Origin of the sequence: Phyllobacterium sp. 1468, assembly GCF_031455525.1 — a bacterium.
Classification (GTDB): Bacteria; Pseudomonadota; Alphaproteobacteria; order Rhizobiales; family Rhizobiaceae; genus Phyllobacterium.
This window is the reverse complement of the sequence record NZ_JAVDSX010000003.1, coordinates 155,802-181,749: the sequence shown is the minus strand read 5'-3', so window position 1 is coordinate 181,749 and position 25,948 is coordinate 155,802. Positions and strand designations below refer to the sequence as shown.

Sequence of the window (25,948 nt, the reverse complement as noted above, 5' to 3'; positions counted from 1 at the left end):
TCACATCGGCCTGTTCGTGATCTCCGCGACAGCGCGCTTCGCCATGACCTTGACCAGATTGGCGCGATAGTCGGCAGAAGCATGCATGTCGGATAGGAGTACGTCCGGATCCACCGCGAGACTATCCAGCGCCGAGGGGCTGAAGTTTCCGGCGAGTGCTGTCTCTGCATCCTTGAGACGAAAAACGCCGCCCTCGCCTGCGCCTGTTACAGCCACACGGATATTATCGCCCGATTTGGCCACGAAAACACCGGCCATTGCATAAAGTGAAGCTGGATTTGGGAATTTTTTGTAAGCCGCCCTATCCGGCCCAACGAATTCCACAGCCACAATAATCTCGTTTGGCTGAAGCGCAGTTTCAAACAGGCCGATGAAGAAATCTGATGCGGACAAAGAACGTTGGCTGGTGATTATCGTCGCATCGAGCGCCAATAGCGCCGATGGGTAGTCAGCAGCCGGATCGTTGTTGGCGATCGACCCGCCAATCGTGCCCATGTTTCGCACCTGCGGATCGCCGATATGGCCAGCCAGATTGCTAATAGCCGGGCATATCTTGGCGAGTTCCTCATTGGTCGAGACATCGTAATGTGTCGTGACCGCGCCAATCCGCACGTTGCGCCCATCGACCGTGACGCCTTTCAACGCTTCGATTCTCCTGAGATCTATAAGATCGCTCGGCGACGCCAGACGCTGTTTCATGGTTGGAATCAGGGTCATTCCACCAGCCAGGAATTTACCATCTTCGGCTTCACCCATCAGTCTTGCAGCCTCTTCAACGGAGGCAGCGCGATGATACTGTGTCTCATACATGATGATTTCCCCTCACTTCGCAGCCTGGATGGCATTCCATACAGTCTGCGGTGTCGCCGGCATGGTCAGATTGTTGTTATGGATTGCATCGGTGATGGCGTTGATCACGGCGGGGGGCGAACCAATGGCTCCCGCCTCGCCGCACCCCTTGATGCCGAGTGGATTGGACGGGCACGGCGTTTCCGTCGTCATGATGTTAAACGACGGCAGGTTCTGCGCGCGCGGCATGGTGTAGTCCATGAAGCTTGCAGTTAGCAGCTGCCCCGTATCGTCATAATGCGTGCCTTCAAGCAGTGCTTGCCCGATGCCTTGAGCCAGTCCGCCGTGAACCTGTCCTTCGACGATCATCGGGTTGATGATCTTGCCGAAATCATCCGCAGCAACAAACTGAACTATCTCGGTCACCCCCGTCTCGGGATCGACTTCCACTTCGCAGATATGGCAGCCGCCTGGGAAGGTGAAGTTGGATGGATCGTAGAATGCACCCTCTTTCAATCCCGGCTCCATGCCGGAGGGAAGGTTGTGGGCAGTGTAGGCCGCGAGCGCCACCTGAAACCATGGCAGCGACTTGTCGGTGCCAGCGACTCTGACATCACCATCCTTGATCTCAATATCGGCTTCATCTGCTTCGAGGAGATGGGCAGCAATTTTCTTTGCCTTGGCCTCCACCTTATCCAAAGCCTTGACGACGGCTGACATTCCGACTGCGCCGGAACGCGAGCCATAGGTCCCCATCCCCATCTGTACTTTATCAGTATCGCCATGAACGATGGAAACGCTCTCGATCGGAACACCAAAACGCTCGGTAGCCAATTGGGCAAACGTTGTCTCATGTCCCTGCCCATGCGAATGGGAGCCGGTAAGAATTTCGATCGTGCCAATCGCGTTGACCCTGACTTCAGCACTCTCCCACAGACCCACGCCTGCACCTAGAGAGCCGACTGCGGCGGAAGGCGCAATACCGCAGGCCTCGATGTAACAGCTCAATCCGATACCGCGGAGTTTGCCACGCTTGGCGGCCTCCTCGCGGCGCTTCTCGAACCCCTCATAATCGGCAGCCTTCAGCGCGGCATCGAGGGTCGCGTCGAAATCACCCGCGTCATAGTTCATGATTACCGGCGTCTGGTGCGGGAAAGTACGGACAAAATTTTTCCGCCGAAGCTCTGCCGGAGAAACCTTCAATTCGCGCGCCGCGGTTTCCATGATGCGCTCAAGCACAAAGCTTGCTTCCGGCCGTCCGGCTCCGCGATAGGCATCGACGGGCGCGGTGTTGGTATAAACTGCCTTAACATTGGCATGGATCGCCGGAATGTCGTATTGGCCGGAGAGAAGCGTGGCATATAGATAGGTCGGCACGGAACTCGAGAATAGCGACATGTAGGCGCCGAGATTGGCGATCGTCTGAACTTTCAGACCAAGGATCTTATTGTCTTTGTCAAAGGCTAGTTCCGCGTGGGTGACGTGGTCACGGCCATGCGCATCCGCTAGGAAACTTTCAGTCCGGTCAGCCACCCATTTGACCGGAACGCCGGTCTTTTTCGATGCCCAGAGGCAAATGAGTTCTTCAGGATAAATGAAGATCTTCGATCCGAAGCCGCCGCCGACGTCTGGGGCGATGACGCGTAGTTTGTTCTCCGGCGCCACATTATAAAATGCGCTCAGAACCAAGCGAGCGACATGCGGATTTTGAGACGTTGTCCAACACGTATAGTGATCTTCTCCAGCGTCGTAGACACCGAGCGTTGCCCGCGGTTCAATCGCATTGGGAACAAGGCGGCCATTGACAATATCCATCTTGGTGACATGGGCAGCGCCTGCGAAAGCATCCGTCGTGGCCTTTTCATCCCCGATGTCCCAGTCGAAAATCAGATTGCCGGGCGCTTCCGCATGAAGTTGCGGCGCACCTTCGTTCAGGGCTTCGGCAGTCTTCACAACAACCGGAAGCTCTTCGTATGACACGTCGACCGCCTCGGCAGCATCGCGCGCCTGCCCCTTCGTATCAGCAATTACGATAACAACCGCATCGCCAACATAACGCACCGTGTCGGTGGCAAGCGGCGACCAAGCGCCCATCTTCATAGGCGTTCCATCTTTGGAATGGATCATCCAGCCGCAAATGAGATTGCCGATCCCGTCCGCTTTCAGCTCAGCCCCGGTCAAAACGCCGATGACGCCGGGCATCTTCTTGGCTGTTTCAACATCGATGCCGGTAATTTTCGCGTGGGCATGGGGGCTGCGCACGAAGGCAGCATGTTTCATGCCCGGTACGGACATATCGTCAGTATAGCGGCCCTTGCCAGTGATAAATCTTCTGTCTTCCTTGCGAAGAACACTTGCTCCGATACCTTCAACACCCATGGCTTCGTCTCCCTGTCGCGAGCGCGTTTGCCTGGAAAAGTTGACCTCCAAGCCACCGGCTACAAAACTGAAAATCCAAGTGATTCAGGCGGCTTTGACAGCGCCTTTGCCCATTTTGTCCGATGCGTCGAGCACGGCCTTGACGATGTTGTGATAGCCGGTACAGCGGCAAATATTGCCTTCGAGCTGATCCCGCACAGTTGCTTCATCGAGCCCGTTTGGGTGGCGCCGTATCATATCGACCGAAGTCATAATCATCCCAGGTGTGCAGAACCCGCATTGAAGCGCGTGATTTTCCCGAAACGCGACCTGAAGCGGATGGAGTTCTCCACTGGCGCTCAGGCCCTCGATCGTCGTGACCGTCGAGCCGGAGGCCTGGGCCGCCAGCATTGTGCAGGACTTGACCGCCCTGCCATCGACATGAACGACACATGCACCGCATTGCGACGTGTCACACCCGACATGCGTGCCAGTTAACCCAAGATTTTCACGCAGGAAGTGCACAAGCAGTGTGCGGTCTTCGGCTTCGCCTGTGACGGCGCGTCCATTCACGAACAATTCCACTTTGGCCATAGGTTCCTCCCAGAACGTTGACGCAGGTGCCTCTTCCGGGCGTCATGTGGTAGGGAGAAGATTAACTGCTCTTGCGCACTTGTCTATCGTCAAAATAGAAAAATTCTAATTTGCCGAATATGTGTGGATCAAGGGTGATTGGCGACGGGTAATTTGACGATACGCACGCATCTCTAGGCTTGCATTTGCAAACCAATGAAGGTATCAGGCGCGACATCCGCTGGCACATCATGATGGCCGCTTTGAAGGATCGGGAAGTTCTTTTCCTGCCGCATTAGCTCAGTTGGTAGAGCACATCATTCGTAATGATGGGGTCAGGTGTTCGAGTCACCTATGCGGCACCACTTCGCGCATTATTCAGCTGCATTCGGTTTGTTCACAGCCCCTGCGGTTGGCAGCAGCACTGGTTTGAGCATGAACGCTGCCAGTAATCCAGTGATGGCAAAGCCCGCCGAGGTCAGGAAAAGCGGTGTGAACGCTGCAGCATAACTATCGGCAACCGCTTGTCGTGCTGCTTCCGGCAACGCACCCAACATTTTCGGCGTCAACTGCTCAATGTTGCTGACCCCAGGGATGGTGACGCCGACACGGGAAAGGTTTGCTGCAACGATAGCGCCATAAATGGAAATGGCGATGGAGGCTCCGCCCATGCGCGAAAGTGTCACCGCCCCCGTCGCGGCCCCGACATCCCGGCTGTCGGCTGCGTTTTGCACGCCGATCACCGGAACCTGTTGTCCAAGACCGATACCGATGCCGTGCATGGCCATCAGGATGCCTATGAAGAACACGGGCGTTCCCGCCTGAACCTGCGTGAACAACATGAAGGCGAGAAAGCTCAAAGAAAGACTGGCTATGGATTGCGGTTTGTAGCGACCGGTCGTCGAGATCAGCCGCCCGCCTAAGAGAGACCCACAGACAATACCTCCAGTCAAAAGGATGAAAAACAGACCCGCCTGCGAAGGCGACAGGCCCGTTGTCGTCTGTAGGAACAGCGCAAAATAATTGACCATGCCGATAGCAATGGCACCGCTGGTGATCGAGATCACCAGCAGCAGCGAGAAAGTCGGATTTCGGAAAAGTGTTGGCGGGACGATGGGCTCTACTGCTCGACGTTCAACGCACACCCAACTCGTGGCGCACACGATGCCGAAGGCAATAATGCTAACACTCTGGACCGATATTATCGAACCGAACAGCTCTGAGCTGTCGGCTACGAGCACGATACTGCTTGTGGTCAGGGCCAGTAATATTGCGCCTGCATAGTCGATCTTCGGCTTGCGTTCGGGCTTGCGATAGGGAAGCATGGTGAACAGGCCGAGCAGGACGATGATCCCAACCGGAATATTGACCAGAAAAATCGATCGCCAGCCGAAAAGATCGCTCATCGTGCCGCCGAGTACCGGACCGATTGCGCCGGAAGCCATGAGGACAAGGCTTGAATAACTCTGATATCGCGCCCGTTCTCGCGGTTCGAAAAGATCGGCGTTGATGGAGAAGATCGATACCATGATACCACCACCGCCGAGCCCCTGCAGCACCCGCGCTGCGATCAGCGTGTTCATCGACACGGCGAGACCGCACACAGCTGATCCAATGGTGAAGATCGCGATGGCAGTCATCATCACATATTTGCGCCCGAAGAGATCACCCAACTTGCCGTAAATCGGCATGACGGCGCTCGACGCAAGCAGATATGAGGATCCGATCCAGCCGAAGCGTTCCAGATGGCCAAACTCGCCGACGATTGTCGGCAAGGCAGTCGAGACGATCTGGTTGTCGAGCGTCGCCATGAACATGGCCGAACTCAGGAAAAAGAAGATGATAAGCCGCAGACGGTGGTCCGTCACTAGCGGCGCGGGCGGTGCATGCATATCCATTGATCAGGGTATCCGAACTTGATTACAGAGATAAGTGTGCTATTAGCACATAATTGTCAACAGCACGGTAATGCTGTTTGCATATTTGGATGCTTTGCAGTATCAGTGTGGTCAAGAATACGACGGACGCCATGACGACACATAAACGTGAAGCCGACGATCAAACCTATCACGAAGACATTGTGCATATCGGTCAGGTAATGACCCGGATGCGCCTGTTGGTCGGCCGGCGGCTGATTGGCCGCCTTGCAGTTCAGAACGTTGCGCCTGGCCTGGAACTCTCGCACCTCGATGTTCTTGATGCCGTGAGACGAGCGGAAACGGCAGGCGAAGTAACCGTTGGTGCGATCGCCGAAATCTTGCGCATCGATCCCTCCCGCGCCAGCCGTATCGTCGCGGAAATGGTCACGCGGGGTGTCCTGCGCCGTAAAGCTTCCCAAGCGGACGCGCGGCGCATCGTGGTCGTCATAACAGGGCTAGGCCGGAAGTTGGTCGCGGAAATCAAGGCTCAGAAACTCGCTGTCGTGCAGGGGGTCGTGCAAGACTGGCCCCCCACGGATGTCGAAGCCTTCGCGACGCTTTTTGACAGATTCATCAGCGGATACGAGCAGACGTTCCTGCTGCGCAAGGATTGAAACACCTTCGTCGAGCAGACGCGGATTTCTTCACAACATGTTGAAGGGCCTACACAGTTTTTTTCTGCCTGCGGCGAGCTATCACCTTTAAATCCCCTAGCACCCTTGCTATATGCGTGACTGTTATAAGCATCCTTATGAGTTTAACATTTCCTCATGGACAATGCACCAACACTGAGCTTTCTCCTGCACGAGGTCGCGCGCCTGCTGCGCAGGCGTTTCGAGCAGCGTGCAAAGGATTTGGGCCTTACGCGGTCGCAATGGCAGACACTGGCATATCTCTCCAAAAACGAGGGAATCCACCAAGCGGGTCTGGCCGAGCTTTTGGAGGTAGAACCGATCACTTTGGTTCGCATTCTCGACAAGCTCGAGGAACGCGGCCTCATAGAGCGCCGCAAACATCCGACTGACCGACGTATCCGGCTGTTGTTTTCTCGCGAAGAGGCAAGACCCCTTCTCGACGGCATTCGCCGTGTTGCAGACCTCACCCGCTCTGAAGCGCTCGCCAATGTCCCGGATGCAGATCGCGAACATCTCATTCGAACACTGACCCTTATGAAGACAAATTTGATCGACGCATGCCAAACGCCGGTCGAGGACAGAGAGAAAAATCATGGCTGACGGTTCACCTTCCTTGCGGATACCTGCCAATTCGGACAACGCCGGCCGCAATGACCCGGCAATGGAAAAGCCCGATACGACCATCGAAACGGTGCCTGCCGTACCTGTGGCCAAGGAAACTGCGCCCGCTGCGGCTCCCGCCCCGGCGCGCCCGCGGCGCAGCTTGAAGCGCCCGCTACTTTTTGGTCTTTTGCCGGTCCTTTTGATTGTTGGCGGCTATTTCTATGCGACTGGCGGTCAGGTCATGTCGACCGACAACGCCTATATCCAAGCCGACATGGTCGGTGTTTCCACCGATGTGTCCGGTATCGTGCAGTCAGTGGATGTCCGCGACAATCAGCAGGTCAAGCAGGGCGATGTCCTGTTCCGGCTCGATGCCTCTCCCTTCACCATCGCACTGGCGGGCGCGAAGGCGCAGCTTGGCGTAGTCCGCAATCAGGTTCTCAATCTTGAAGCGAGTTACAAGCAATCGCTGGCGGAGATTACCCAGGCTGAAGCCGATATTCCTTTCTTCGAAAAGTCGTTGCAGCGCCAGCAGGACCTGAATGCAAGCTCCTTCGCGTCTCGCGCGACCTATGATCAGGCCAAGCACGATCTCGACGCCGCCCAGCAAAAGGTCGACGTTGCCAAGGCAGAAGCGGCGGCAACCCTGGCGCAGCTGGGTGGCAACGCAGATCAACCCGTTGAGCAAAATCCTTCCTATCTGCAGCAGCAGTCAGCTGTCGACAATGCCCAGCGCAATCTCGATCACACGGTTGTCCGTGCCCCGTTTGATGGTATCGTCACCAATGTGAGCTCTCTGCAGACCGGCGCCTATCTGCAAGCGTCGCAGGCTGGTTTCAGTCTCGTCTCGACAACGCATATGTGGATCGCTGCGAGCCCGAAAGAGACCGAGCTCACCTATGTGCGTCCTGGCCAGACAGTCGCCATCAGCGTAGACACCTATCCGGACGTGAAGTGGAAGGGTACAGTCTCCAGCATCAGCCCGGCTTCAGGCTCCAGCTTTTCGCTGCTGCCCGCCCAGAACACCACCGGCAACTGGGTGAAGGTTGTGCAGCGCATTCCCATGCTCGTCAGCATAGATGACATGGCGGGTAAGCCGCCACTGCGGGTGGGCATGAGTGTCACTGTAAGTGTCGATACAGGTCATGCGCGCGGCCTCCCATCTTTCATGACGGACGTCGTCGATCTTTTCGGCAGCAAGGGTCATGTCTAATACCATCGCCAACCCCAGCGCCGCGCCGGTTATCGCCAACCGTGGCGCGATAACCGCATGTGTCATCCTCGCGGTGATCATGCAAGCGCTCGACACGACGATCGCCAATGTGGCGCTGCCCTATATCCAGGGCAGTGTCTCGGCGAGTGCTGACCAGATCAACTGGGTCCTCACCTCCTACATCGTCGCCGCCGCCATTATGACGCCGCCGTCGGGCTTTCTTGCCGCTCGCTTCGGCCGCAAAAACGTTCTTCTGACCGCCATCGTCGGCTTTGTTGCCGCTTCGGTCCTGTGTGGCCTCGCCCAGTCCTTGCCGCAAATCGTCGTCTTCCGGCTGATGCAGGGCCTCTTCGGCGCATCGCTCGTGCCGCTGTCGCAAGGTATTCTGCTCGACATCTATTCGGTGGAAGATCGCGGCCGGGCCATGGCGCTTTTCGGCGTGTCGGTGATGGTCGGTCCAGTGCTCGGACCGGTCATCGGCGGTTGGCTCACCGACCATATCAGCTGGCGCTGGGTATTCTATATCAATGTGCCCATCGGCATGCTGGCGTTTTTCGGTATTGTCGCCTTTGTTTCCGAAACGACGAAAGAGGTGAGCGCCAAGCTCGACTGGTTCGGCTTCGGCACCTTGAGCCTTGCTATCGCAACGCTGCAGCTCTTCCTAGACCGCGGCGAACAGCTCGACTGGTTCTCTTCCGCTGAAATTCAGATCGAAGCGCTAATCTGCGCCGGCGCCTTCTATCTTTTTCTTGTGCACACGTTCACCGCAAAGAAATCTTTCGTCAATCCGCGGCTCTTCCTTGACCGCAATTTTTCGGTCAGCATGTTCTTTATCTTCGTCATAGGCGTCACCTATCTTGCGTCGCTCGCCTTGATGACGCCCTATCTGCAGACGCTGATGGGCTATCCCGTCGTCACTGCCGGTATCGTCATGGGGCCGCGCGGCGTCGGTACCATGGTCTGCATGTTCATAGTCGGTAGGCTGATCGGCAAGGTCGATACACGGTTGTTGCTGTTCCTTGGCTTCAGCCTGACTGCCTGGGCAATGTACGACATGACGGGCTGGACGCCCGACGTGTCACAGTGGACCATCGTCTATGTGGGATTCATCCAGGGCGCCGGCCTCGGCTTCCTGTTCGTGCCGCTTACGACGATTGCTTTTGCCACCCTTCCCGCGTCAATGCGCGGCGAAGGCACCGGACTTTACAATCTGTCGCGCAATATCGGCTCGAGCGTCGGCATTGCTGTCGTCACTGCGCTCATCACAGAGAATGTGCAAAGCAACCATTCGTCGATCGCCGCGTATGTCACGCCATTCAACCATGCATTCAACGCTCCGGCAGTGATGCAGAATCTCGACCCTATGAAGGCGGCTGGTCGCGCCGCGCTGGACGGGATGATAACAAATCAGGCGACGATCATCGCCTATATGGACGATTTCAAGCTGTTGATGATCATGTCGCTGGTATCGATCCCGCTGGTCATGCTGTTGCGCAAGCCCGCGTCGAACGCCGCTCCTGCAGATCACGCGGCCGTGATGGAATAGGTTTGCACGTCACCTTGCCTCTTTGAGGTCTCCCAGCAACGTCGGAATGAGCTCAGACACTGTAGGATGGATGGGAACAGCCCATTTCAACTGAGGATAAGTCGCATCCACATTCATGATATCGATGATGCCGTGAATCGCCTCGTCGCCGCCCGTTCCCAATATGGCTGCACCCAGTATCCTTTGCGTCTGCGCGTCCACCACGACTTTCATGAAGCCTTGCGTCTCATCCTTTTCCACTGCGCGACCGACACGGGTCATCGGCCTCTTGGAAGTCAGTAATGGCCGCCCGCTCCTGCGCGCCTGGGCCTCCGTCATGCCTACCCGGCCGAGCGGCGGATCGATATAGAGCGCATAGCTGAGGATACGATCGCTCACTTTGCGGGTTTCTCCGTCAAGGAGATTTGCCGCAACGATCTCGAAATCATTGTAGGCGGTATGGGTAAAGGCACCTCGCCCGTTGCAATCGCCAATTGCCCAGATGCCAGGTACGTTTGTCTCAAGCTGATCATCAACGTTGATATATCCACGCTCATCAAGTTCTACACCTGCCTTGTCGGCACCAAGATCGTCGGTGTTGGGCCGCCGACCAATTGCCAGCAGCACATGTGAGCCAATAACGGTTGGTGAACCGGCTGTGCAATCCACGCCGACCTCCGCACCTTGGGCGTGAGGTCTAAACGATATGCATTCCGCATTGAGGCGAACTGCAATTCCCTCGCCCTCCAAAATTTCCTTGATCGCTTCGGATACATCCTCGTCCTCGCGCGCAACGAGCCTTGGGCCCTTCTCGACAATGGTCACGTCGGCACCAAACCGGCGGTACATTTGCGCAAATTCGAGGCCTATATAGCTGCCGCCGATGACAACCAGGTGCTTTGGCACTGTATCGAGGCTCAATATCGACGTGTTGGTCAGGATGTCGATGTCTTCAACGCCGGGCATATCGGGCACATTGGCACGGCCACCAACATTGAGGAAAATCCTCGGGGCGGTGAATGCGGCGCCATCGATAGCGATTTCATGCGGTCCGGTGAAACGGGCATGGCCCTGCACAACCGTGCAGCCTTCCATGCCGCGCAAGAACTTCTCGACTCCGGTACGGGCATTGAAGGATACAGTGTCAGCGCGCTGCTTGACCCGCTTCATGTTGATTTGGATCGGCCCACCCGTCTCGATGCCAAAATCAGCACCACGCCGGGCAAGATGTGCTGCATAAGCACTCGCAACCAGCGTCTTCGTCGGCATGCATCCTGTGTTGACGCATGTCCCTCCGAATAGCTTGCGTTCGACCATGAGCACTTTCATGCCGGCGTTCGTGAGGCGACCTGCCAGAGATGGCCCGGCCTGCCCTGCACCGATGATGATCGCGTCAAAAGCTTTGGTCATGCCTGCAGCATAGATTAGCAATGGCGCCACGTCACCCTGTGCACCATGTTCAAAGTAAAAATCGGGTCATCATTTGGAATGCCGAGTGAACGCCGGGTTCAGCCGCCGTTCAGATCGACAACGATATCCTCAGGAAATTCAAACGGGGCATTTGTCATGCTTGTTCAGCGTCTTGGCATCATTTTCGTGATTTTCGTCGCCTTCGCACTGTCCTTCGGCAGTTTCGTCAACCATGCGAAATCGAAACGCGTTGGGCATTACCAAGACAACCTCCTGCAGGTCCGAAATTAGGGCGCTATGAGATCAGCGAGTTTTCTTCCAGGCTTTTTCCGCTTCGTCGAGTCGGTCCAGCAGGTCCTGCAGCAATTTGGGTATATTCCTGTCCGTTTCTGATGGGCGGGCTGTCTCGGCCACCCGGCGAAAATCCGGGCGAACGACCTGTTCTCGCAGTACGTTCGCTGCGCGTGGGCGGGAACCTGGATGTTTTGCAGCCATCACCATTCCAATCACTCCTGTGCATCACCAAAAATCTGACCGCACATCTTCCGGACTTAACTTCCGTCCGGCGCATTTGTTTCAAATTCTATGGCTCTATGGTCAACAAATGCTGAATCGTTGAGTGAGGCTCGACATCCAATAAAATTTACGGCCGGGGAACCTGAACCGGATCGCGGCGTTCTCCTCTAAACTTTAGAGGATATACCTATGTTGATCCGTATCGGCTACGAGATAGCAATTCGCTGTAATCAGCCCACACCTATGACGACCTATCTCAACCTCGAATCGGAACGGATACCGGACGTCCAATGCGAGCGTGGTCCAACCGCTACACCAGATACAAAGCTTGAAACGTTTCGCGACCTTTTCGGAAACAGCTGCATTCGTCTACTAGCGCCTGCTGGCAACCTCTCGTTGAAATACGACACCGTTATCAAGGATGATGGGTTGCCCGATCCAATTGACGAGGATGCAGACGAAGTCAGCGTTGACCAGTTGCCGATCGAATGTTTGGCGTATCTGTCGGCAAGCCGCTATTGCGAGACCGACGAGTTAAGCAATCTGGCGTGGAGTCTCTTCGGTCACATCAAACCTGGCTGGACACGGGTTCAGGCAATCACCGACTACGTTAACCAGCGCTTGACCTTCAGTTATGGCTTTGCCAGATCGACGCGCACTGCAGCGCAAGCACATGAGGAGCGCGTCGGCGTTTGCCGTGACTTCGCGCATCTGGCCGTTGCTTTTTGCCGCTGCATGAATATCCCGGCACGCTATGTGAACGGCTATTTGGGCGATATCGGCGTGCCGGCTGACCCTGCACCCATGGATTTCAACGCCTGGTTCGAAGTCTATCTCGGCGGCAAATGGCATACATTCGACGCCCGTCACAATCAGCGCCGCATCGGGCGGATTGTCGTGGCGCGCGGCCGGGATGCTGCCGATATTCCATTGATTCACACCTTCGGACCGCATGAGTTGACAAATTTTAAAGTCTGGACCTTTGAAGAACACGATCCATCCTTTGCCAGTCAACGCTTCGAGAAAATATCACTGGTAACCCCGTGGTTCAGTCAGCGCTGGTCGCGCTTGTCGCGGGCCGTCAGGGAAAGATCGCAGACGGAACCGACTGTCTAAAACCCAGATTTGCCGTTCGCCACATTTGAGCGCAGGCAGCCGCATATTGCGCTGCGGTAAGCCCTTTCAACTGCCGGTAAATTCTTTTCGATTTGCAACGCCGCAATTGCGAAGCTATTTTTTCCTCCTTTTCGGGGTTCGTTTCGTCCACGGGAAAGGAATAGTCCTATGCCTTTCGATAATCCTTCAAAGCCGATCTACTCCCAGGATGACTGGAACGTCATGCAAGCCGCCTACAACAAGGCGGCAGCGACGCTTGTGGTTAAATCAAGCTCGGAGGAAGACGCGAAAGTTATCGCGGAAACCGTGATGACTGCCTTCAATCGCGGCAATCGTGATGTCAATTCGCTGGCGGCTCTGGCGGTGATAACCGCGATTAACTCACATCCGAGCGTCCGTGGCGGCGAGGGGGATCAACACGAGCGCTATGCGTAGGACCGAATCGCTCTAGAACCAGACATCCGCATATCCTTCGACTTTGACTTTCACCGATGATTCCGGCACATGAGTTTGCAGTGGAGATTGCAGACGGGGGTCGGAAAATGAAATTCGTGATGGCTGCCATATTATTGTTCAGCAGCTTTGTATTGGCCGGGTGCGGCTCCTACGCAACGTGGACACCACGAAAGCCCGAACCATCCCAGATCAATCCGCCTGAATGCCAGCAAGGTATCGGTGTTTGCCCTGGACGATGGGGGCGCGCAGGCCAAATGCGCCGGCACTCTTAAGAGACCTCTTACGAGGCGAAACTTTGTCGGAATAGTGCGTTCAGATCGTCGATAACGTTTCTTGCAGGATGGTGCTGCAGAAGGCCCGCATTTAGGTGATCTGAAGCGGCTTCCTGAAAAATCATGTAACCCTTATGGCGTGGGCGCATCCACGCAGCTTCGAGCGTCTTGCGCGTAGCTGCGTAGAAGCTTGTCGTCGCCTTATTGACAGTTTCGTCTTCCCAAGCGTCGGCATGAGCCGGTTGACCACCCGCTGACGCATACAGCCCTCGTTGCACTTCGCCCCCGGCAATCCAGTAGGCGAAATCGATGGCCGCGGCGCGATTTGCTGAAAATGCCGAAACACCGATGCCCGTCCCCCCAAGCGCCGAGCCGGCAGGACCATCACCTCCCGCGGCGGGAATATCAGCAAAGGCGACGAGATTCGGCCTGAAACCAGCGATGGAATAATTGACGTAGCCGTAGATCAACGGCGAACAGGCTATGTTCGAACCGGCCTCGCCCATTCTCTCCAGTGCCGTAATGGGATCCATTTTGAAGCACGCAGGATCGATCAACGCCGCAATTTCGCCCATCATTTCGAAGGTACGAATTCCGCTTTCAAGATCAATCAATTGCCCGGTGACTGCACACGGTGAACCAAGATTGCCGCTCAACGTATAAAAGGTCATCAGCGAATGAGGCGGGCGTAGCGGCAACAAAACCTTGCCTGCTCTTGCCAAATTCACTACCTCGTCCCAGCTTGCGGGCGAATCCGCGAGCAGGTCAGGCCGCCACGCACAAACCTGCGTCGCGGTATCGATTGGAAACGCCCATTGCCTTCCCTGCCAATGATAACTCGGGTAGGACTGCCCGACGCTTCCGGCGGAAAGCGCTTGTCGCTCCGCTTCACGTCCCGGCACATCGAGCGGTGCAAGACAATTTTCCGCTGTGATCTGGCCGACATGCGGATGATCGATGACGATCAGATCATATTCCCGCGCCAACTGCTCGACGGGAAAGGACTCAAAATCCTGCAGCGAACGTTTTTCCCATTCAATTTCGACTCCCGTCTGTTCTTTCCAGAGTTTTGAACACGCCGCCATCGGGTCATAGCCGCGAGGATGGCTCCATGTCATGCCCTTGAGCTTGACCGCGCTCATAGGCCAAACTCCTTGCGGATCGCCTCGCTGTGTTCGCCGATGCGCGGTGCCGCCCGATCAAACTTCGCTCGCTGACCGTTAACCCTTATGGGCGAACGTGTGGTGAGGATCGAAACATTGTCGTCGCGCTCCACGGTCTGCAGCATGTCAAGGACCTTGAAGCCTTCGCTTTCCAGAAGTTCTTCCCAGTTCAGCACCTTGGCACACCAGATGTCCGCCGGTTCGAGAATGGCGAGCCAATGGTCGGTGGTCTCGTTTTCGAGCCGGGCAGCGATAATGCGTTTGATCTCGTCGCGCGCCGTGAACCATGTAGCCGGAACGTCGCGGTAGGGGGCCAGATCATCGAGCGAGAGCAGGTCTGCCAATTTCGGTAGCGGGGTCATTGCGAGGGCCAGATAGCTGTCCTTCGTGTGGTAAACTCCGTAGGGAGCGGAAAGATAGGCATGGGCACTGCGGAAATCCGAACGTTTTGGCAGCCGGCGGCCATCGTTCAGATGTGTGGTCAGAACCTCAAACTGGAAGTCGATGAGCGATTCCATCAAGCTTGTCTCGATGTGGCCCCCGTTGCCGGTGATGCCGCGCCTGACAAGACAGGCGAGAATACCCTGCACGATCGACGCGCCCGCCAGCATATCGCCCACCGCCAGTCCGAACGGCACTGGCCCTTGGCTCTCATCGCCATTCAGCCACATCAGTCCGGAACGGGACTGCGCCAAGAGATCCTGACCCGGGCGAGAAACCCATGGCCCCCCATCGCCATAGCCGGAAATGCTGGCATAGACGAGGCGCGGATTGATTGCCTTCACCGCCTCGTAGTCGAGGCCAAGACGCTGGATGACACCGGGACGGAAATTCTGGATCAGCACATCGGCCTTGGCGAGCAATGATTTCAACGCTGCAAGATCAGCCTCGTTTTTCAAGTCAATCGCAAGGCTTTCTTTGGCGCGGTTGATCGCATGGAAAATGGTCGAGTCGCCGCCAATTTCCGTATCGCTCAGATAGAGCCGGCGGGAGAGGTCACCTCCATCAGGGCGCTCTACCTTGATGACACGAGCGCCAAGGTCCATCAGGCGCAGTGAAGCATAAGGCCCGGACAGGAACTGGCTCATATCGACGACAAGCAGGCCCGCCAACGGCAATTCATTATCGGCAGTCATTATTTCTCAGTCTTTCCAACGAAATCAGCGGGGTTTTGGTACTTTACGGTCTGCAAGTGCTCGCAATACAGAACAAGTTCACCCTCGTTCTTGTACACTTCATAGCTCGCCCGGATCAGGCCCAACTCCTTGTAGCGCGGGCGCTTATCGAGATTGGTACGGATGGTGTAGATCGTGTCATTGAGAAAGACCGGCTTGATGAAACGCAACTTGTCATAGCCATAGGAAAAGGCGTTGACGCAGTTGGTGGCCACAAGACCAAGGCCCGCGGAAAACACGAAAGCGCCAGCAACAAGCCGCTTGCCGAAGATACCCTCGCTCTCGGCAAACATCTGGTCCTGCACATAGGGGTGAATATCGGTAACCAGCATGTTGAACAGGTGGCTGTCGCTTTCAGCTATTGTCCGGCGCAACGAACGGATTTTCTGCCCAACCGGCCAATCCTCATAAAACCAGTTCTCGGCGTTCCAGACCGGCAGCGCGGCATGGTCTCCCGGCATGTTTTTCGGATGAGTGGAGGAGACGCCGATGCTGGGCGCTAAATCGGTCATGGCCGCAAGGCCCAACTCGGCAGACGTTGCCTATGCGATCTCATGCGTCATCCTCCCATCTTCTCTTGTGAATAATCTTTTCACATATGGGGATAGATGACAAGGGTAGGCAGTGTTAAAAATCCTAACTGTGGATGACGCCCTCGCCCAATAACCGCTCGCGATCGTGGGGACCTTCGAAGTCAATTTGAGGCCCGATAGGTACGATACCGGACGGATTCACGTGAGCGATGGAGTAATAGCCGGCTTTGATATGGTCGATCTTCACGGTGTTACGGACGTCCTGCCATTGGTAGAGCTCGCGCAAATAGTTGGAAAGATTGTGATAATCCTTCAGACAGCGGAGATTGCATTTGAACGCGCCGTGATAGGCAGCGTCGAAGCGCACCAGCGTCACGAAAAGGCGCCAGTCCGCTTCGGTCAAGTGGTGACCGGCGATATATCGATGTTCGGCTAGATGCGCCTCAACCTTGTCCAGCGCCTTGAAGACATCCGTCGCGGCTTCTTCGTAGGATAATTGAGTCTTGGCAAAACCGGCGCGGTAAACGCCATTGTTGATATTCTCGTAGATTAGCTCGTTCCATTTATCGACTTCGGGACGCAACTGCTCTGGATAGAAATCCTGCCGATCGCTGGTCAAGCCGTTGAAGGCGGTGTTCAAGATTCGAATAATATCTGCGGACTCGTTGTTGACGATCCGTCCCTCTGTGCGATCCCAAAGCACCGGTACTGAAACCTTGCCGGTATAGTTGGGCTCGCTGGCGGTATAAAGCTGATGCAGGTAACGGATCGGCGGCGCCTTGGGCCCTGCGTCCTGCTCTTTGGCAAAAGTCCAGCCATTTTCGCCGATGGTCGGTTCGGCGACGGAAATACGGATTATGTCGCGCAAGCCTTTGAGGTTACGGAAAATCAGAGTCCGGGACGCCCATGGGCAAAGATACGAGACGAAGAGCTGATAACGATGGGGTTCGGCCGGGAATGTCGGTTTCCCTTGAGGGTCCGGGGCACCATCGGCTGTGATCCAGCTGTGGAAGTGCGTCGCCTCGCGGTGAAATGCGCCGTCCTTCATTTCGCTGGCGGCTACTTCGCCCTTGATCCATTTTCCGTTGACCAAAGCTGGCATTTGCGTTGTTCCTGACGTTCGAATTGTATGTCAGGATCGCATTTCGCAGCCTGGTTGCAAACCGCGCAAGCTTTGACAGACTGTATTTGCACCCGCGACAGTTGGTTCACCTGATTGCGGCGATCAAATCCTTATCGGGAAAGCAGGTAGGCGCCAGGCCCTGTTTTGCCTGCCAATCACCAATTGAGCGACGAGTCTTGAAACCGGGAAAGCCGTCCGCGCCACCCGCATCATAGCCCTTCTTTTCCAAAATGCGCTGTAGACCCGCGATATCCGAACGATAGAGTCCGCCGACATCGCCCCAACCGGCAGAAAAGCCTGTTGCGCCGTGCGAGATACGATCTCCGACATGGCCGATAAACAGCGCATAGAGATCACTCATATTGTATTCCTTGATCACATAAAAATTCTTGGTGACGATGAATGCCGGGCCGTGCCGTCCCGCAGGCATCAACAGAAAGCCTTCACGTTTGGTCTCGCTAGAAGGAAATGGCTTGCCGTTGACGCGGGCAATGCCCAACTTTTCCCACGCTGCAAAAGGCTTGCCTTGGTCAGGACCCTCCAATGCACAACTGACACCAGCCGGAACATTGACCTCGTAACCCCAGTCACGGCCCTTCTGCCAGCCATATTGCGCAAGGTAGTGCGCGATCGAACCAAGCGTGTCCGGTACGGAATTCCAGATGTCACGTTTGCCGTCCCCATCGAAGTCTACGGCGTGTTCGAGATATGAAGTCGGCATGAACTGAGGCTGGCCTAGAGCACCCGCCCAGGAACTTTTCATGCTACCGGCGCCGATATAACCTTTTTGGACGATCTCCAGCGCGGCGATTAGCTCTTCCCGGAACATATCTTTGCGCGTCGCCATGAATGCTTTGGTGCCGAGTACTGTAAACGCGTTGTTGGGAATTTTGACACTGCCGTAGCCGCTTTCGCGCCCCCAAATCGCGAGGACGATCTCACCCGGCACCCCATATTTCGCCTCGACTGCCTTCAAGATGCGCGAATATTGGCCGGCCCGCGCGGTCCCGCCTGACGTAACCGCATTGATCGTCTTGTCATTGAAATACTTGCCGGGCGAACCGAATTCGGATTGGGTCTGCTTCTTGGGTGTTTGTGGTTTTTCACCCGGCACAACGAGGTCGGGAAGTTCAAAATTCAACGAGACGCCCGAAAACGCCTGATCGAAAGTCCCCTTGGAAATACCTTTCGACTTGGCTTCCGGCCAGAGGTCGTTGGCGAGCCATGTATGAAACTGTGCTTCGATCTCGGGCTTGGACGCGGCCGCCGCTGAAAAACTGAGAAATACCCCCAGCAATACGATGCCAAATCTTAGCGGGCCTTTGATCAAAACGTTCTCCCTACAGCGATGTCCGTGCCCGCAGCGCGGCGGTCAATGTTCCCTCGTCGAGATAGTCGAGCTCACCGCCAACCGGGACACCATGGGCGAGGCGAGTGACGCGAACGTCGAGCCCCGCAAGCTGGTCGGTAATATAATGTGCTGTCGTCTGGCCCTCGACGGTGGCGTTGACCGCAAGGATAACCTCCTTGATTTCACCTTCCGCCACGCGCCCGACGAGCGACGGGATATTGAGGTCGTCCGGCCCGATGCCATCAAGGGGCGACATCCGCCCGCCAAGCACGTGATAGCGCACGTTCATCGACCCGGCACGCTCCAGCGCCCAGAGATCTGAGACGTCCTCGACCACAATCAATGTTGCTCGCTCCCGGCGCGGGTCAGTGCAGATCATGCACGGATCAGATGTATCGACATTGCCGCACGTCGAGCAGATTCGGACCTTTTCAGCGGCATCCTGCATGGCAGAACCCAGCGGTATCAGCAGTGCTTCTTTCTTCTTGATAAGATGTAGTGCGGCGCGGCGCGCTGAACGCGGCCCGAGGCCCGGCACTTTGGCCAGGAGCTGGATCAGACGTTCAATTTCGGGACCAGCGATTCGTTTCGACATAGGGTGGGTGTAGAGCAATTTGGCGCTTTAGGAAATCAGCACACGCAACTGTAGCGAACACGCTGCTGAAAAGCACAACCCTGCATGCAGCTAAAACGGCAGCTTGAATCCCGGCGGGATTGGCAATCCGGCGGTAAGGGCCTGCGTCTTCTCAGCCATAATCGCCTCGACCTTCGCCTTGGCCTCGTTGTGCGCCGCGATGATCAGGTCTTCAATGACCTCGATATCATCTTCCTTGAAGAGCGACGGATCGATAGTGAGGGCCGTCAGCGCACCCTTGCCGGAGAGCTTTACGGTAACGAGACCGCCCCCTGCTTGGCCTTCCGCTTCAAGAGCAGAAATTTCTTCCTGCATGGCCGCCATCTTGGCCTGCATTTCCTTGGCTTGTTTCATCATGCCCATAATGTCACGCATGGAAAACTCCTGTTGTTCAATCGTCTTCTTCGATGGGTGCCAGTGTATCACCACTCGTAGCCGCACCCTCGCTGATTTCATTGTCCGCCTGTCCGGCTGGCGCCGCGATGCGCACATTTATGATCTTCGCTCCCGGAAATCTCGATAGAATAGCCGCGACATCCGGATCTGACCTTGCATCGCTTAAAAGCGAGTCGCGTTTCGCAGTTTCGGTCTCGTTGATTGTCGCGGTGCCCTGCTCGCGCGACAGCGAAACCATCCAGCGAATTCCGGTCCAGTCGCTCAACCTCTGCGACATATCAGTCAAAAGCGTCTTCGGTGCATTTTCCGTCAAATTGATTTCAAGGCGACCGGGCCTTATGCTGACGAGCCGCACGCAATTCTTGACCATGATTTTGAACTGCATGTCACGCTGCTTTTCCGCCAGCGCGATTATATCCTCAATGCTGTTGACTGGTACCGTAGGCGCCGGCTCTTCGATTGCCGGTGGAGGGATAGGCTCGGACCTCTCAGCAGGTTCGACCAGACGCATCGTCGCACCACCATTGGTGCTGACCAAACCACGCGACGAAGCGATCGCATCGGTGGAACGTGCCACGGCTCCCCCGCCATTTCCGGGACGCGGGCCATCACTGCGGGGAGCCTGCGCGGTAAACGGTCCACCCTCCTCCAGCGATTTCAACGCCTCGTCCAGCGTCGGCAGGTCGGCAGCATGGGCAAGCCGGATCAGCAGCATTTCAGCTGCCTGCACGGGCCGACTGGAATTGTCGACTTCGGTTATACCTTTGAGCAGCATTTGCCAGGTGCGTGACAGCACCCGGATGGAAAGTTTCTCTGCAAAATCCTTGCCTCGTGTCCGCTCATCTTCCGACAGGGAAATGTCATCGGCCACGTCGGGCGTGAAGCGGATACGTGTCACCAAATGATTGAAATCGGCAAGATCGGTCAGCACAACGCTCGGGTCTGCGCCCACATCATACTGCGCGCGGAATTCGCGCAAGGCAGACGCAACATCGCCGCGCATCAGCATCTCAAACAAGTCGATAATGCGAGCTCGATCGGCAAGACCGAGCATTGAACGGACGGACTCGGCATCCACGGTGCCCGCGCCGTGGGCAATGGCCTGATCGAAGATTGAGAGCGAATCGCGGACCGACCCTTCTCCCGCACGGGCAATCATGCTGAGCGACGCATCGTCGACCGTGATTGTTTCAAGGCCAGCAATCTTCCGCAAATGCCCGATCAGGAGATTTGTGTCGATACGGCGCAGATCAAAGCGCTGGCAACGCGACAAAACAGTAATCGGAACCTTGCGGATTTCCGTGGTGGCAAAGATGAATTTTACATGGGGCGGCGGTTCTTCGAGAGTCTTCAACAGGCCGTTGAAGGCCTGATTGGAGAGCATGTGCACTTCGTCGATGATGTAGACCTTGTACCGCGCAGACACAGGACGATAGCGCACCTGTTCGATGATCTCACGGATGTCGTCGATACCCGTGTGCGAAGCGGCATCCATCTCGATCACGTCGACATGGCGGCCTTCCATGATCGCCTGGCAATGTTCGCCCGGCACAGAAAGATCGATCGTCGGCTTGTCGATGTCAGTCGTCTTATAATTGAGCGCGCGCGCGAGGATACGTGCGGTCGTCGTCTTGCCGACTCCACGGACGCCCGTCAGCATCCATGCCTGCGCAATGCGGCCCGTCTCGAAAGCATTGGTCAACGTACGAACCATCGGCTCCTGGCCGATCAGGTCGTCAAAATTTTGCGGGCGATATTTGCGGGCGAGCACGCGATAGGCGCTGTCTGCCATGGTGTTCATTCCGCTCCTGCTTTGGTCTCCTCGCGTCGCGCGAGTTTGGACCGCCATGCACCACAGCGTCAATGCCGATAACGGCTTTGACACAGGCAAGGTGACAAAGAAGAAAGGGTGGGAGGCTGGCACGGCGACCCGTGCCTGGCTCGTTGGGGCTGCTTCCTTCCGGACCTGACCCGGTTGGCGAGTGGCTCGTCCACCACCAACCTCCCGAGGCTCATATCGGCAATCCACGCGCAAAAAGCAAGCGTATAGCCGAAAAAACTGCTATTTGTCGCAAATCATGATGTTCGAACTCGATAGCAAGCTTGCAGCAGACACATTTTCCATTGCGAGACTAGGTCTCTGCGACCTGCGCCTGATGAATGATCGCCGCTGGCCATGGCTGATCCTGGTTCCACAGCGCCCGAACATCTGCGAGATCCATGAAATGACCCCGCTCGATCAGACGATGCTCACCTTCGAGGCGGGAATCGCCGCGCAGGCACTGAAAACTGTGGTCAACTGCGAAAAAATTAATACAGCCGCCATTGGGAATATTGTCCGGCAGCTGCATCTGCATGTCATTGCGCGCAACAGCGGCGATCCCGCCTGGCCCGGACCAGTCTGGGGCTTTGGGAAACGCGAACCTTATGAAGAAAAAGAAGCAAAGGCCTTTGCGAACGCTGTACTGAAGGCTATCTAACTACTCAATATATTCGGCTTCCTGCGCCGGAAGCGTTCTGGAGTTTCCATTCCATGCCTTTTCGCCTCTTCGATGCTCCAGATATGGAGCCAAGCCGTTTCGTCGGCTTTGCCGGAAACAGAATCAACCGCCATTCCGAAAAGCGCAATGACGATGTGGTGGCCGCTGCACTCGCCAACGCCAACGCTCGCATCCTGCTTACTGGTCAGGGCCAAGTGCTGGTTATGGGCGACCCGGGTAGTTTGCTGTTCAGCCCGCAAGACGCAACGGCACTGCTACCTGCCCCGGACAAGACCATCTATCTCGGGATGCAGGACGATACTCCGATCCTTGCCTCCATCAGCGGTTTCGATTTTGCAGCCTTGCCGGAGTCGATCAGGGCTTTCGACTACCGTTCTGTCTATACGCAAGGCCTCGTCCCGCCAGACGAGCTTGGCGCGATGGCGCAGGCGGTCTCGCTGCTAACATGGCACGAGAATCACAAATTCTGCGGAAGGTGCGGTACCGAAACCGTGATGCGCGATGGAGGCTACCGGCGCACCTGTCCCAATTGCGAGGCACAGCACTTTCCCCGCACCGACCCGGTTGCGATCATGATGGTAGTGCACGAAGACAAGTGCCTTCTGGCGCGCGGTGCGCATTTCGGCCCGGGCATGTATTCCTGCCTCGCAGGATTCATCGAACCCGGTGAAACGATCGAAAACGCCGTGCGCCGCGAGACGTTCGAGGAAACGAACCTGCCCGTCGGCCGCGTGCTCTATCACGCCAGCCAACCCTGGCCCTTCCCCTATTCACTGATGATCGGCTGCCATGCGGAGGCGCTCTCCGACGAGTTCATGCTGGACAAGGCCGAACTTGAGGACGGGCGCTGGTTCTCTCGCAAGGAAGTTGTCGCGATGCTCGATCGCAGCCATCCTGACGGGCTGATGACCCCGCCGCCAGGCGCCATCGCTGCGCACCTCATTCGCAGCTGGGTGCAGAGCGGAGTTTAGAGCCTACTCATCCTCACCCTGCGCGCTGCGGAAAGTCGTATCGGCGGGGTAAACACCGAGTATCCGCACTTCCTTGGAGAAGAATTCCAGTTCGTCCAGCGCATGCGCGACATTTTTGTCGTCCGGGTGGCCCTCGATGTCGGCATAGAACTGCGTTGCGGTGAACTTGCCGTCGATCTGATAGCTCTCAAGCTTCGTCATATTGACCATATTGGTGGCAAAACCGCCCATCGCCTTGTAAAGCGCAGCAGGAACATTTCGAACGCGGAAAACAAAGGTCGTCATCATGAGTTCGTCGGATCGACGCGGCGCCCATTGCTTAGTCTTGGTCAAAACCACGAAGCGCGTGACATTGTTTTCAGTGTCCTCCACATTCTCTTCCAGGATATCGAGGCCGTATAGGCTGGATGCAAGCCGCGGCGCCAGTGCAGCCATCGTCTTGTCCTTGACCTCCGCAACGAGGCGCGCCGCTCCCGCCGTATCACCGGCAATTACCGGCCTCCAACCATTCTGACGAATATACTTTCGGCATTGGCCGAGTGCATGAATATGGCTGTGAACCGAGGTAATCTCGTTGCGTTTCGTTCCCGGTAGCACCATCAGCTGAAAATGGATCGGCAGGAAGTATTCGCCGACGATATGCAGGCGGGATTCCGGCAGCAGATGGTGGATATCGGCGACGCGACCGGCGATGGTGTTCTCGATAGGGATCATTGCGAGATCTGCTGCACCGCTTTCGACCGCGTTGAACGCATCCTCGAATGTCGGGCACGGCATTGGCTCCATCTCCGGAAACATGTCACGACACGCCGTATCGGAGTTCGCGCCAGGTTCACCCTGGAAAGAGATGCGGTTGGTCTTAGCCATGATGGATTGCCTTATGTAGAGGTGAGAATATCTCGTGCGCGTTCGAGGTCTTCGGCCGTATCGACCCCAAGTGGCACCGAATCGACGATTTCCACGTCGATGCGCATGCCAGCCTCGAGCGCGCGCAACTGTTCGAGCCGCTCACGACGTTCCAGAGGCGACGGTCCGAGGCCGACAAAACGTTCGAGAGCGGCGCGGCGATAAGCATAAAGCCCGATATGATGATAGAGCGGCCCATCGCCCCAAGGCGCGGTCGCGCGGGTAAAATACAGCGCACGCAGTTGGCCTTTCCCCGTGGGCGAGCCAATGATCTTCACGACGTTCGGATTGGTCTTCTCATCCTCGCGCCGGATTTCGACGCCAAGCGTGCCTATGTCAGCGGGACCATTCTGCAGCGGTAGGAGTGCGCGCTTAATGATCGCCGTCTCGATGGTCGGCAGGTCACCCTGAACATTGACCACCGCGTCGACGTTCCCGTCGGGATCGAGAGCCTGCAATGCTTCATAAATGCGGTCGGACCCGGATTCGTGATCATCGCGCGTCATCACGGCCTCAAGCCCGTGCGCTTCGACTGCCGCCTTGACGTCGAAATTATCGGTTGCGACCACGGTGCGGCCAAGTCCCGCAGCCCTCGCCCGTTCCGCCACATGCACGATCATCGGCTTACCGGCAATATCGGCCAGTGGCTTGTCCGGGAGCCGCGTCGAAGCCATTCTCGCCGGTATAAGTGTCAGTATTTTCATCATTGCAAAGACGCCTACGGTGTCAAAAAGTCTCAGGCAGAACCGCCCTTATATGTGTTGCAAGTCTGGAGTAAAAGACCTAGTTTCCGCGCGATCACGAGGGGACTCTTGTCGAAAAATGCAGCGATCTGCATTGACCAGATATTGAGAACCTAAGCAAGTGTGCTGAACACAAAGCTCCGGCACTGCACAGCAAGCGCCGCTATCGACTTTGTATTCAGTGTACTTGAACAGGACACAAGTGGAGCAATGATCGACGATGGAATCGAGCGCATTCAACAAATATGCCATGGCGTTTCTGGCAACCGTTTTCGTTGTCATGTCGGCAGGCATCCTGTCCGATGCTTTTTTCGATTCTCACGCACCTGAAAAGCCGGGTTATATCATCCAGGCCGCCGAACCCGAAGCTGGCGGCGCAGGCGGAGAGGCCGCTCCTGCGGCAGCTGTGCCCATTGCAACGCTGCTCGCTTCTGCCGATGCGACACGCGGCGAAGCGGTTTTCAAGCGCTGCCAGGCTTGCCACACCGGTGAAAAGGATGGTCCGAACAAGGTTGGTCCCAATCTTTGGGATATTGTCGACCGTCCGATCGCAACCCATCCAGGCTTCGGCTATTCAGGCGCTATCAAGGATTTCTCCAAGGGCGGCCAGGAGAAATGGACCTATGACCACCTCAACCACTTCCTGACTTCTCCGAAGGGCTACATCAAGGGCACAGCCATGGGCTTCGCCGGCGACAAGAAAGACAATGAGCGTGCCGATTTGATCGCTTATCTGCGCACGCTGTCCGATAGTCCTAAGCCGTTGCCGACTGCCGATGCAGCTGCAGCGCCAGCAGGCGATGCGGCAAAGCCCGCAGATGCAGCGGCCAAGCCGGCTGAAGGTGCCGCTCCCGCTGCGCCAGCAGGTGAGAAGCCAGCCGATGGAGCTACACCCGCTGCTCCGGCTCAACCAGCGCCTGCCAACTGAGTTCGATAAGCCGTTTCGCCAAGAAGCCGGGCTCAGCGCCCGGTTTTTTGTATCTCGAACCTGTGTTTTTTTAGTGCAGGCCTGTTCTCTGCCGCATTTTCTCTTAGACTGAAGTCTAGTCTTGTCGTCGTGAAACTGT

The 25,948-nt window shown here is 56.4% G+C and carries 26 protein-coding genes, 1 tRNA gene and 1 other RNA gene; 11 read left to right on the top strand and 17 right to left on the bottom strand.

The window, feature by feature from the left end; all coding sequences use genetic code 11:
- The 3 genes from J2X72_RS10065 to J2X72_RS10055 all read right to left on the bottom strand — a co-directional run bounded on the left by J2X72_RS10065 (position 1) and on the right by J2X72_RS10055 (position 3,741).
- Positions 1–810, bottom strand: coding sequence for a xanthine dehydrogenase family protein subunit M (locus tag J2X72_RS10065; protein ID WP_310071422.1), 810 nt, complete (start codon positions 808–810; stop codon positions 1–3).
- A 12-nt stretch (positions 811–822) separates the two neighbouring features.
- Positions 823–3,168, bottom strand: coding sequence for a xanthine dehydrogenase family protein molybdopterin-binding subunit (locus tag J2X72_RS10060; protein ID WP_310071419.1), 2,346 nt, complete (start codon positions 3,166–3,168; stop codon positions 823–825).
- Between the two features lie 84 nt (positions 3,169–3,252).
- A complete protein-coding gene (locus tag J2X72_RS10055) occupies positions 3,253–3,741 on the bottom strand; it encodes a 2Fe-2S iron-sulfur cluster-binding protein (protein ID WP_310071417.1) in 489 nt (162 codons plus the stop codon).
- A 268-nt stretch (positions 3,742–4,009) separates the two neighbouring features.
- Here J2X72_RS10055 and J2X72_RS10050 point away from each other — a divergent pair.
- Positions 4,010–4,085: transfer RNA gene (locus J2X72_RS10050), tRNA-Thr, on the top strand.
- Between the two features lie 9 nt (positions 4,086–4,094).
- Here the strand turns inward: J2X72_RS10050 and J2X72_RS10045 are convergent.
- Positions 4,095–5,618: an MDR family MFS transporter gene (locus tag J2X72_RS10045; RefSeq protein WP_310071414.1), complete on the bottom strand. Its 1,524-nt coding sequence runs from the start codon at positions 5,616–5,618 to the stop codon at positions 4,095–4,097.
- A 131-nt stretch (positions 5,619–5,749) separates the two neighbouring features.
- Here J2X72_RS10045 and J2X72_RS10040 point away from each other — a divergent pair, with 131 nt between their 5' ends.
- The 4 genes from J2X72_RS10040 to J2X72_RS10025 all read left to right on the top strand — a co-directional run bounded on the left by J2X72_RS10040 (position 5,750) and on the right by J2X72_RS10025 (position 9,636).
- Entirely contained in the window at positions 5,750–6,253 is a 504-nt protein-coding gene (locus tag J2X72_RS10040; protein ID WP_310071412.1) for a MarR family winged helix-turn-helix transcriptional regulator, read from the top strand.
- 156 nt (positions 6,254–6,409) lie between these two features.
- Entirely contained in the window at positions 6,410–6,874 is a 465-nt protein-coding gene (locus J2X72_RS10035) for a MarR family transcriptional regulator (RefSeq protein ID WP_310071410.1), read from the top strand.
- The gene (locus J2X72_RS10030; RefSeq protein ID WP_310071408.1) at positions 6,867–8,090 is read left to right on the top strand and encodes an HlyD family secretion protein; all 1,224 of its coding nucleotides are present in this window, start codon (positions 6,867–6,869) and stop codon (positions 8,088–8,090) included. The genes J2X72_RS10035 and J2X72_RS10030 overlap by 8 nt, the downstream gene beginning before the upstream one ends.
- On the top strand, positions 8,083–9,636 hold the full coding sequence (locus tag J2X72_RS10025; RefSeq protein ID WP_405044688.1) for a DHA2 family efflux MFS transporter permease subunit: 1,554 nt from the start codon (positions 8,083–8,085) through the stop codon (positions 9,634–9,636). The genes J2X72_RS10030 and J2X72_RS10025 overlap by 8 nt, the downstream gene beginning before the upstream one ends.
- 9 nt (positions 9,637–9,645) lie before the next feature.
- Here J2X72_RS10025 and J2X72_RS10020 read toward each other — a convergent pair whose 3' ends face one another.
- A complete protein-coding gene (locus J2X72_RS10020; RefSeq protein WP_310071407.1) occupies positions 9,646–11,025 on the bottom strand; it encodes an FAD-containing oxidoreductase in 1,380 nt (459 codons plus the stop codon).
- A gap of 156 nt (positions 11,026–11,181) precedes the next feature.
- Between J2X72_RS10020 and J2X72_RS10015 the strand changes: the two genes are divergently transcribed.
- Positions 11,182–11,316 carry a hypothetical protein gene (locus J2X72_RS10015; protein ID WP_310071405.1) on the top strand — a complete coding sequence of 45 codons (135 nt, stop codon included), beginning with the start codon at positions 11,182–11,184 and terminating at the stop codon, positions 11,314–11,316.
- Between the two features lie 12 nt (positions 11,317–11,328).
- On the opposite strand, the gene J2X72_RS10010 is transcribed toward J2X72_RS10015, so the two are convergent.
- Positions 11,329–11,526, bottom strand: a complete 198-nt coding sequence (locus tag J2X72_RS10010; RefSeq protein ID WP_310071403.1) for a hypothetical protein — start codon at positions 11,524–11,526, stop codon at positions 11,329–11,331.
- A 204-nt stretch (positions 11,527–11,730) separates the two neighbouring features.
- Between J2X72_RS10010 and J2X72_RS10005 the strand changes: the two genes are divergently transcribed.
- Positions 11,731–12,657, top strand: a complete 927-nt coding sequence (locus tag J2X72_RS10005; RefSeq protein ID WP_209998076.1) for a transglutaminase family protein — start codon at positions 11,731–11,733, stop codon at positions 12,655–12,657.
- A 168-nt stretch (positions 12,658–12,825) separates the two neighbouring features.
- On the top strand, positions 12,826–13,092 hold the full coding sequence (locus tag J2X72_RS10000; protein ID WP_310071400.1) for a hypothetical protein: 267 nt from the start codon (positions 12,826–12,828) through the stop codon (positions 13,090–13,092).
- Positions 13,093–13,393: 301 nt separating this feature from the next.
- Here J2X72_RS10000 and J2X72_RS09995 read toward each other — a convergent pair whose 3' ends face one another.
- From J2X72_RS09995 to ffs, 9 genes are all read right to left on the bottom strand, one after another.
- Complete coding sequence (locus tag J2X72_RS09995; protein WP_310071397.1) at positions 13,394–14,527, bottom strand: extracellular solute-binding protein; 1,134 nt, start codon at positions 14,525–14,527, stop codon at positions 13,394–13,396.
- Positions 14,524–15,684 carry a CaiB/BaiF CoA-transferase family protein gene (locus J2X72_RS09990; RefSeq protein WP_310071394.1) on the bottom strand — a complete coding sequence of 387 codons (1,161 nt, stop codon included), beginning with the start codon at positions 15,682–15,684 and terminating at the stop codon, positions 14,524–14,526. The genes J2X72_RS09995 and J2X72_RS09990 overlap by 4 nt, the downstream gene beginning before the upstream one ends.
- Positions 15,684–16,235 (bottom strand): MaoC family dehydratase, encoded by a 552-nt coding sequence (locus tag J2X72_RS09985; protein WP_310071391.1) that lies wholly within the window; start codon positions 16,233–16,235, stop codon positions 15,684–15,686. The genes J2X72_RS09990 and J2X72_RS09985 overlap by 1 nt, the downstream gene beginning before the upstream one ends.
- 124 nt (positions 16,236–16,359) lie before the next feature.
- Positions 16,360–17,358, bottom strand: a complete 999-nt coding sequence (locus tag J2X72_RS09980; protein ID WP_310071388.1) for a glutathione S-transferase family protein — start codon at positions 17,356–17,358, stop codon at positions 16,360–16,362.
- 106 nt (positions 17,359–17,464) lie between these two features.
- The gene (locus tag J2X72_RS09975) at positions 17,465–18,709 is read right to left on the bottom strand and encodes a lytic murein transglycosylase (protein ID WP_405044687.1); all 1,245 of its coding nucleotides are present in this window, start codon (positions 18,707–18,709) and stop codon (positions 17,465–17,467) included.
- A gap of 10 nt (positions 18,710–18,719) precedes the next feature.
- Entirely contained in the window at positions 18,720–19,325 is a 606-nt protein-coding gene (gene recR / locus J2X72_RS09970; protein ID WP_209998089.1) for a recombination mediator RecR, read from the bottom strand.
- Between the two features lie 90 nt (positions 19,326–19,415).
- Positions 19,416–19,739, bottom strand: coding sequence for a YbaB/EbfC family nucleoid-associated protein (locus tag J2X72_RS09965; RefSeq protein ID WP_106664546.1), 324 nt, complete (start codon positions 19,737–19,739; stop codon positions 19,416–19,418).
- A gap of 16 nt (positions 19,740–19,755) precedes the next feature.
- On the bottom strand, positions 19,756–21,609 hold the full coding sequence (locus J2X72_RS09960; RefSeq protein WP_310071385.1) for a DNA polymerase III subunit gamma/tau: 1,854 nt from the start codon (positions 21,607–21,609) through the stop codon (positions 19,756–19,758).
- Positions 21,610–21,669: 60 nt separating this feature from the next.
- Positions 21,670–21,766: signal recognition particle sRNA small type (ffs, locus tag J2X72_RS09955), an RNA gene on the bottom strand.
- A gap of 69 nt (positions 21,767–21,835) precedes the next feature.
- Here ffs and J2X72_RS09950 point away from each other — a divergent pair.
- A complete protein-coding gene (locus tag J2X72_RS09950; protein WP_209999713.1) occupies positions 21,836–22,240 on the top strand; it encodes an HIT domain-containing protein in 405 nt (134 codons plus the stop codon).
- 53 nt (positions 22,241–22,293) lie between these two features.
- Positions 22,294–23,232: an NAD(+) diphosphatase gene (gene nudC / locus J2X72_RS09945; RefSeq protein WP_310071383.1), complete on the top strand. Its 939-nt coding sequence runs from the start codon at positions 22,294–22,296 to the stop codon at positions 23,230–23,232.
- Between the two features lie 3 nt (positions 23,233–23,235).
- Here nudC and J2X72_RS09940 read toward each other — a convergent pair whose 3' ends face one another.
- Positions 23,236–24,099 carry a prephenate dehydratase gene (locus J2X72_RS09940; RefSeq protein WP_310071380.1) on the bottom strand — a complete coding sequence of 288 codons (864 nt, stop codon included), beginning with the start codon at positions 24,097–24,099 and terminating at the stop codon, positions 23,236–23,238.
- Positions 24,100–24,110: 11 nt separating this feature from the next.
- Positions 24,111–24,842, bottom strand: coding sequence for a 3-deoxy-manno-octulosonate cytidylyltransferase (locus J2X72_RS09935; protein ID WP_209999716.1), 732 nt, complete (start codon positions 24,840–24,842; stop codon positions 24,111–24,113).
- Positions 24,843–25,101: 259 nt separating this feature from the next.
- Here J2X72_RS09935 and J2X72_RS09930 point away from each other — a divergent pair, with 259 nt between their 5' ends.
- Complete coding sequence (locus J2X72_RS09930; RefSeq protein WP_310071378.1) at positions 25,102–25,809, top strand: cytochrome c family protein; 708 nt, start codon at positions 25,102–25,104, stop codon at positions 25,807–25,809.
- Positions 25,810–25,948 lie beyond the last annotated feature (139 nt).

What these genes read in the sequence shown, in the direction of transcription:
- J2X72_RS09995 (WP_310071397.1), bottom strand. Translation starts at nt 14,527, where the DNA reads ATGAGCGCGGTCAAGCTCAAGGGCATGACATGGAGCCATCCTCGCGGC.
- J2X72_RS10030 (WP_310071408.1), top strand. Translation starts at nt 6,867, where the DNA reads ATGGCTGACGGTTCACCTTCCTTGCGGATACCTGCCAATTCGGACAAC.
- recR (WP_209998089.1), bottom strand. Translation starts at nt 19,325, where the DNA reads ATGTCGAAACGAATCGCTGGTCCCGAAATTGAACGTCTGATCCAGCTC.
- J2X72_RS10015 (WP_310071405.1), top strand. Translation starts at nt 11,182, where the DNA reads ATGCTTGTTCAGCGTCTTGGCATCATTTTCGTGATTTTCGTCGCCTTC.
- J2X72_RS09930 (WP_310071378.1), top strand. Translation starts at nt 25,102, where the DNA reads ATGGAATCGAGCGCATTCAACAAATATGCCATGGCGTTTCTGGCAACC.
- J2X72_RS10060 (WP_310071419.1), bottom strand. Translation starts at nt 3,168, where the DNA reads ATGGGTGTTGAAGGTATCGGAGCAAGTGTTCTTCGCAAGGAAGACAGA.
- J2X72_RS10040 (WP_310071412.1), top strand. Translation starts at nt 5,750, where the DNA reads ATGACGACACATAAACGTGAAGCCGACGATCAAACCTATCACGAAGAC.
- J2X72_RS09980 (WP_310071388.1), bottom strand. Translation starts at nt 17,358, where the DNA reads ATGCCAGCTTTGGTCAACGGAAAATGGATCAAGGGCGAAGTAGCCGCC.
- J2X72_RS10025 (WP_405044688.1), top strand. Translation starts at nt 8,083, where the DNA reads ATGTCTAATACCATCGCCAACCCCAGCGCCGCGCCGGTTATCGCCAAC.
- J2X72_RS09940 (WP_310071380.1), bottom strand. Translation starts at nt 24,099, where the DNA reads ATGGCTAAGACCAACCGCATCTCTTTCCAGGGTGAACCTGGCGCGAAC.
- J2X72_RS10005 (WP_209998076.1), top strand. Translation starts at nt 11,731, where the DNA reads ATGTTGATCCGTATCGGCTACGAGATAGCAATTCGCTGTAATCAGCCC.
- J2X72_RS09965 (WP_106664546.1), bottom strand. Translation starts at nt 19,739, where the DNA reads ATGCGTGACATTATGGGCATGATGAAACAAGCCAAGGAAATGCAGGCC.
- J2X72_RS10010 (WP_310071403.1), bottom strand. Translation starts at nt 11,526, where the DNA reads ATGGTGATGGCTGCAAAACATCCAGGTTCCCGCCCACGCGCAGCGAAC.
- J2X72_RS10035 (WP_310071410.1), top strand. Translation starts at nt 6,410, where the DNA reads ATGGACAATGCACCAACACTGAGCTTTCTCCTGCACGAGGTCGCGCGC.
- nudC (WP_310071383.1), top strand. Translation starts at nt 22,294, where the DNA reads ATGCCTTTTCGCCTCTTCGATGCTCCAGATATGGAGCCAAGCCGTTTC.
- J2X72_RS09960 (WP_310071385.1), bottom strand. Translation starts at nt 21,609, where the DNA reads ATGGCGGTCCAAACTCGCGCGACGCGAGGAGACCAAAGCAGGAGCGGA.
- J2X72_RS09935 (WP_209999716.1), bottom strand. Translation starts at nt 24,842, where the DNA reads ATGAAAATACTGACACTTATACCGGCGAGAATGGCTTCGACGCGGCTC.
- J2X72_RS10055 (WP_310071417.1), bottom strand. Translation starts at nt 3,741, where the DNA reads ATGGCCAAAGTGGAATTGTTCGTGAATGGACGCGCCGTCACAGGCGAA.
- J2X72_RS09990 (WP_310071394.1), bottom strand. Translation starts at nt 15,684, where the DNA reads ATGACTGCCGATAATGAATTGCCGTTGGCGGGCCTGCTTGTCGTCGAT.
- J2X72_RS10065 (WP_310071422.1), bottom strand. Translation starts at nt 810, where the DNA reads ATGTATGAGACACAGTATCATCGCGCTGCCTCCGTTGAAGAGGCTGCA.
- J2X72_RS09985 (WP_310071391.1), bottom strand. Translation starts at nt 16,235, where the DNA reads ATGACCGATTTAGCGCCCAGCATCGGCGTCTCCTCCACTCATCCGAAA.
- J2X72_RS10020 (WP_310071407.1), bottom strand. Translation starts at nt 11,025, where the DNA reads ATGACCAAAGCTTTTGACGCGATCATCATCGGTGCAGGGCAGGCCGGG.
- J2X72_RS10000 (WP_310071400.1), top strand. Translation starts at nt 12,826, where the DNA reads ATGCCTTTCGATAATCCTTCAAAGCCGATCTACTCCCAGGATGACTGG.
- J2X72_RS10045 (WP_310071414.1), bottom strand. Translation starts at nt 5,618, where the DNA reads ATGGATATGCATGCACCGCCCGCGCCGCTAGTGACGGACCACCGTCTG.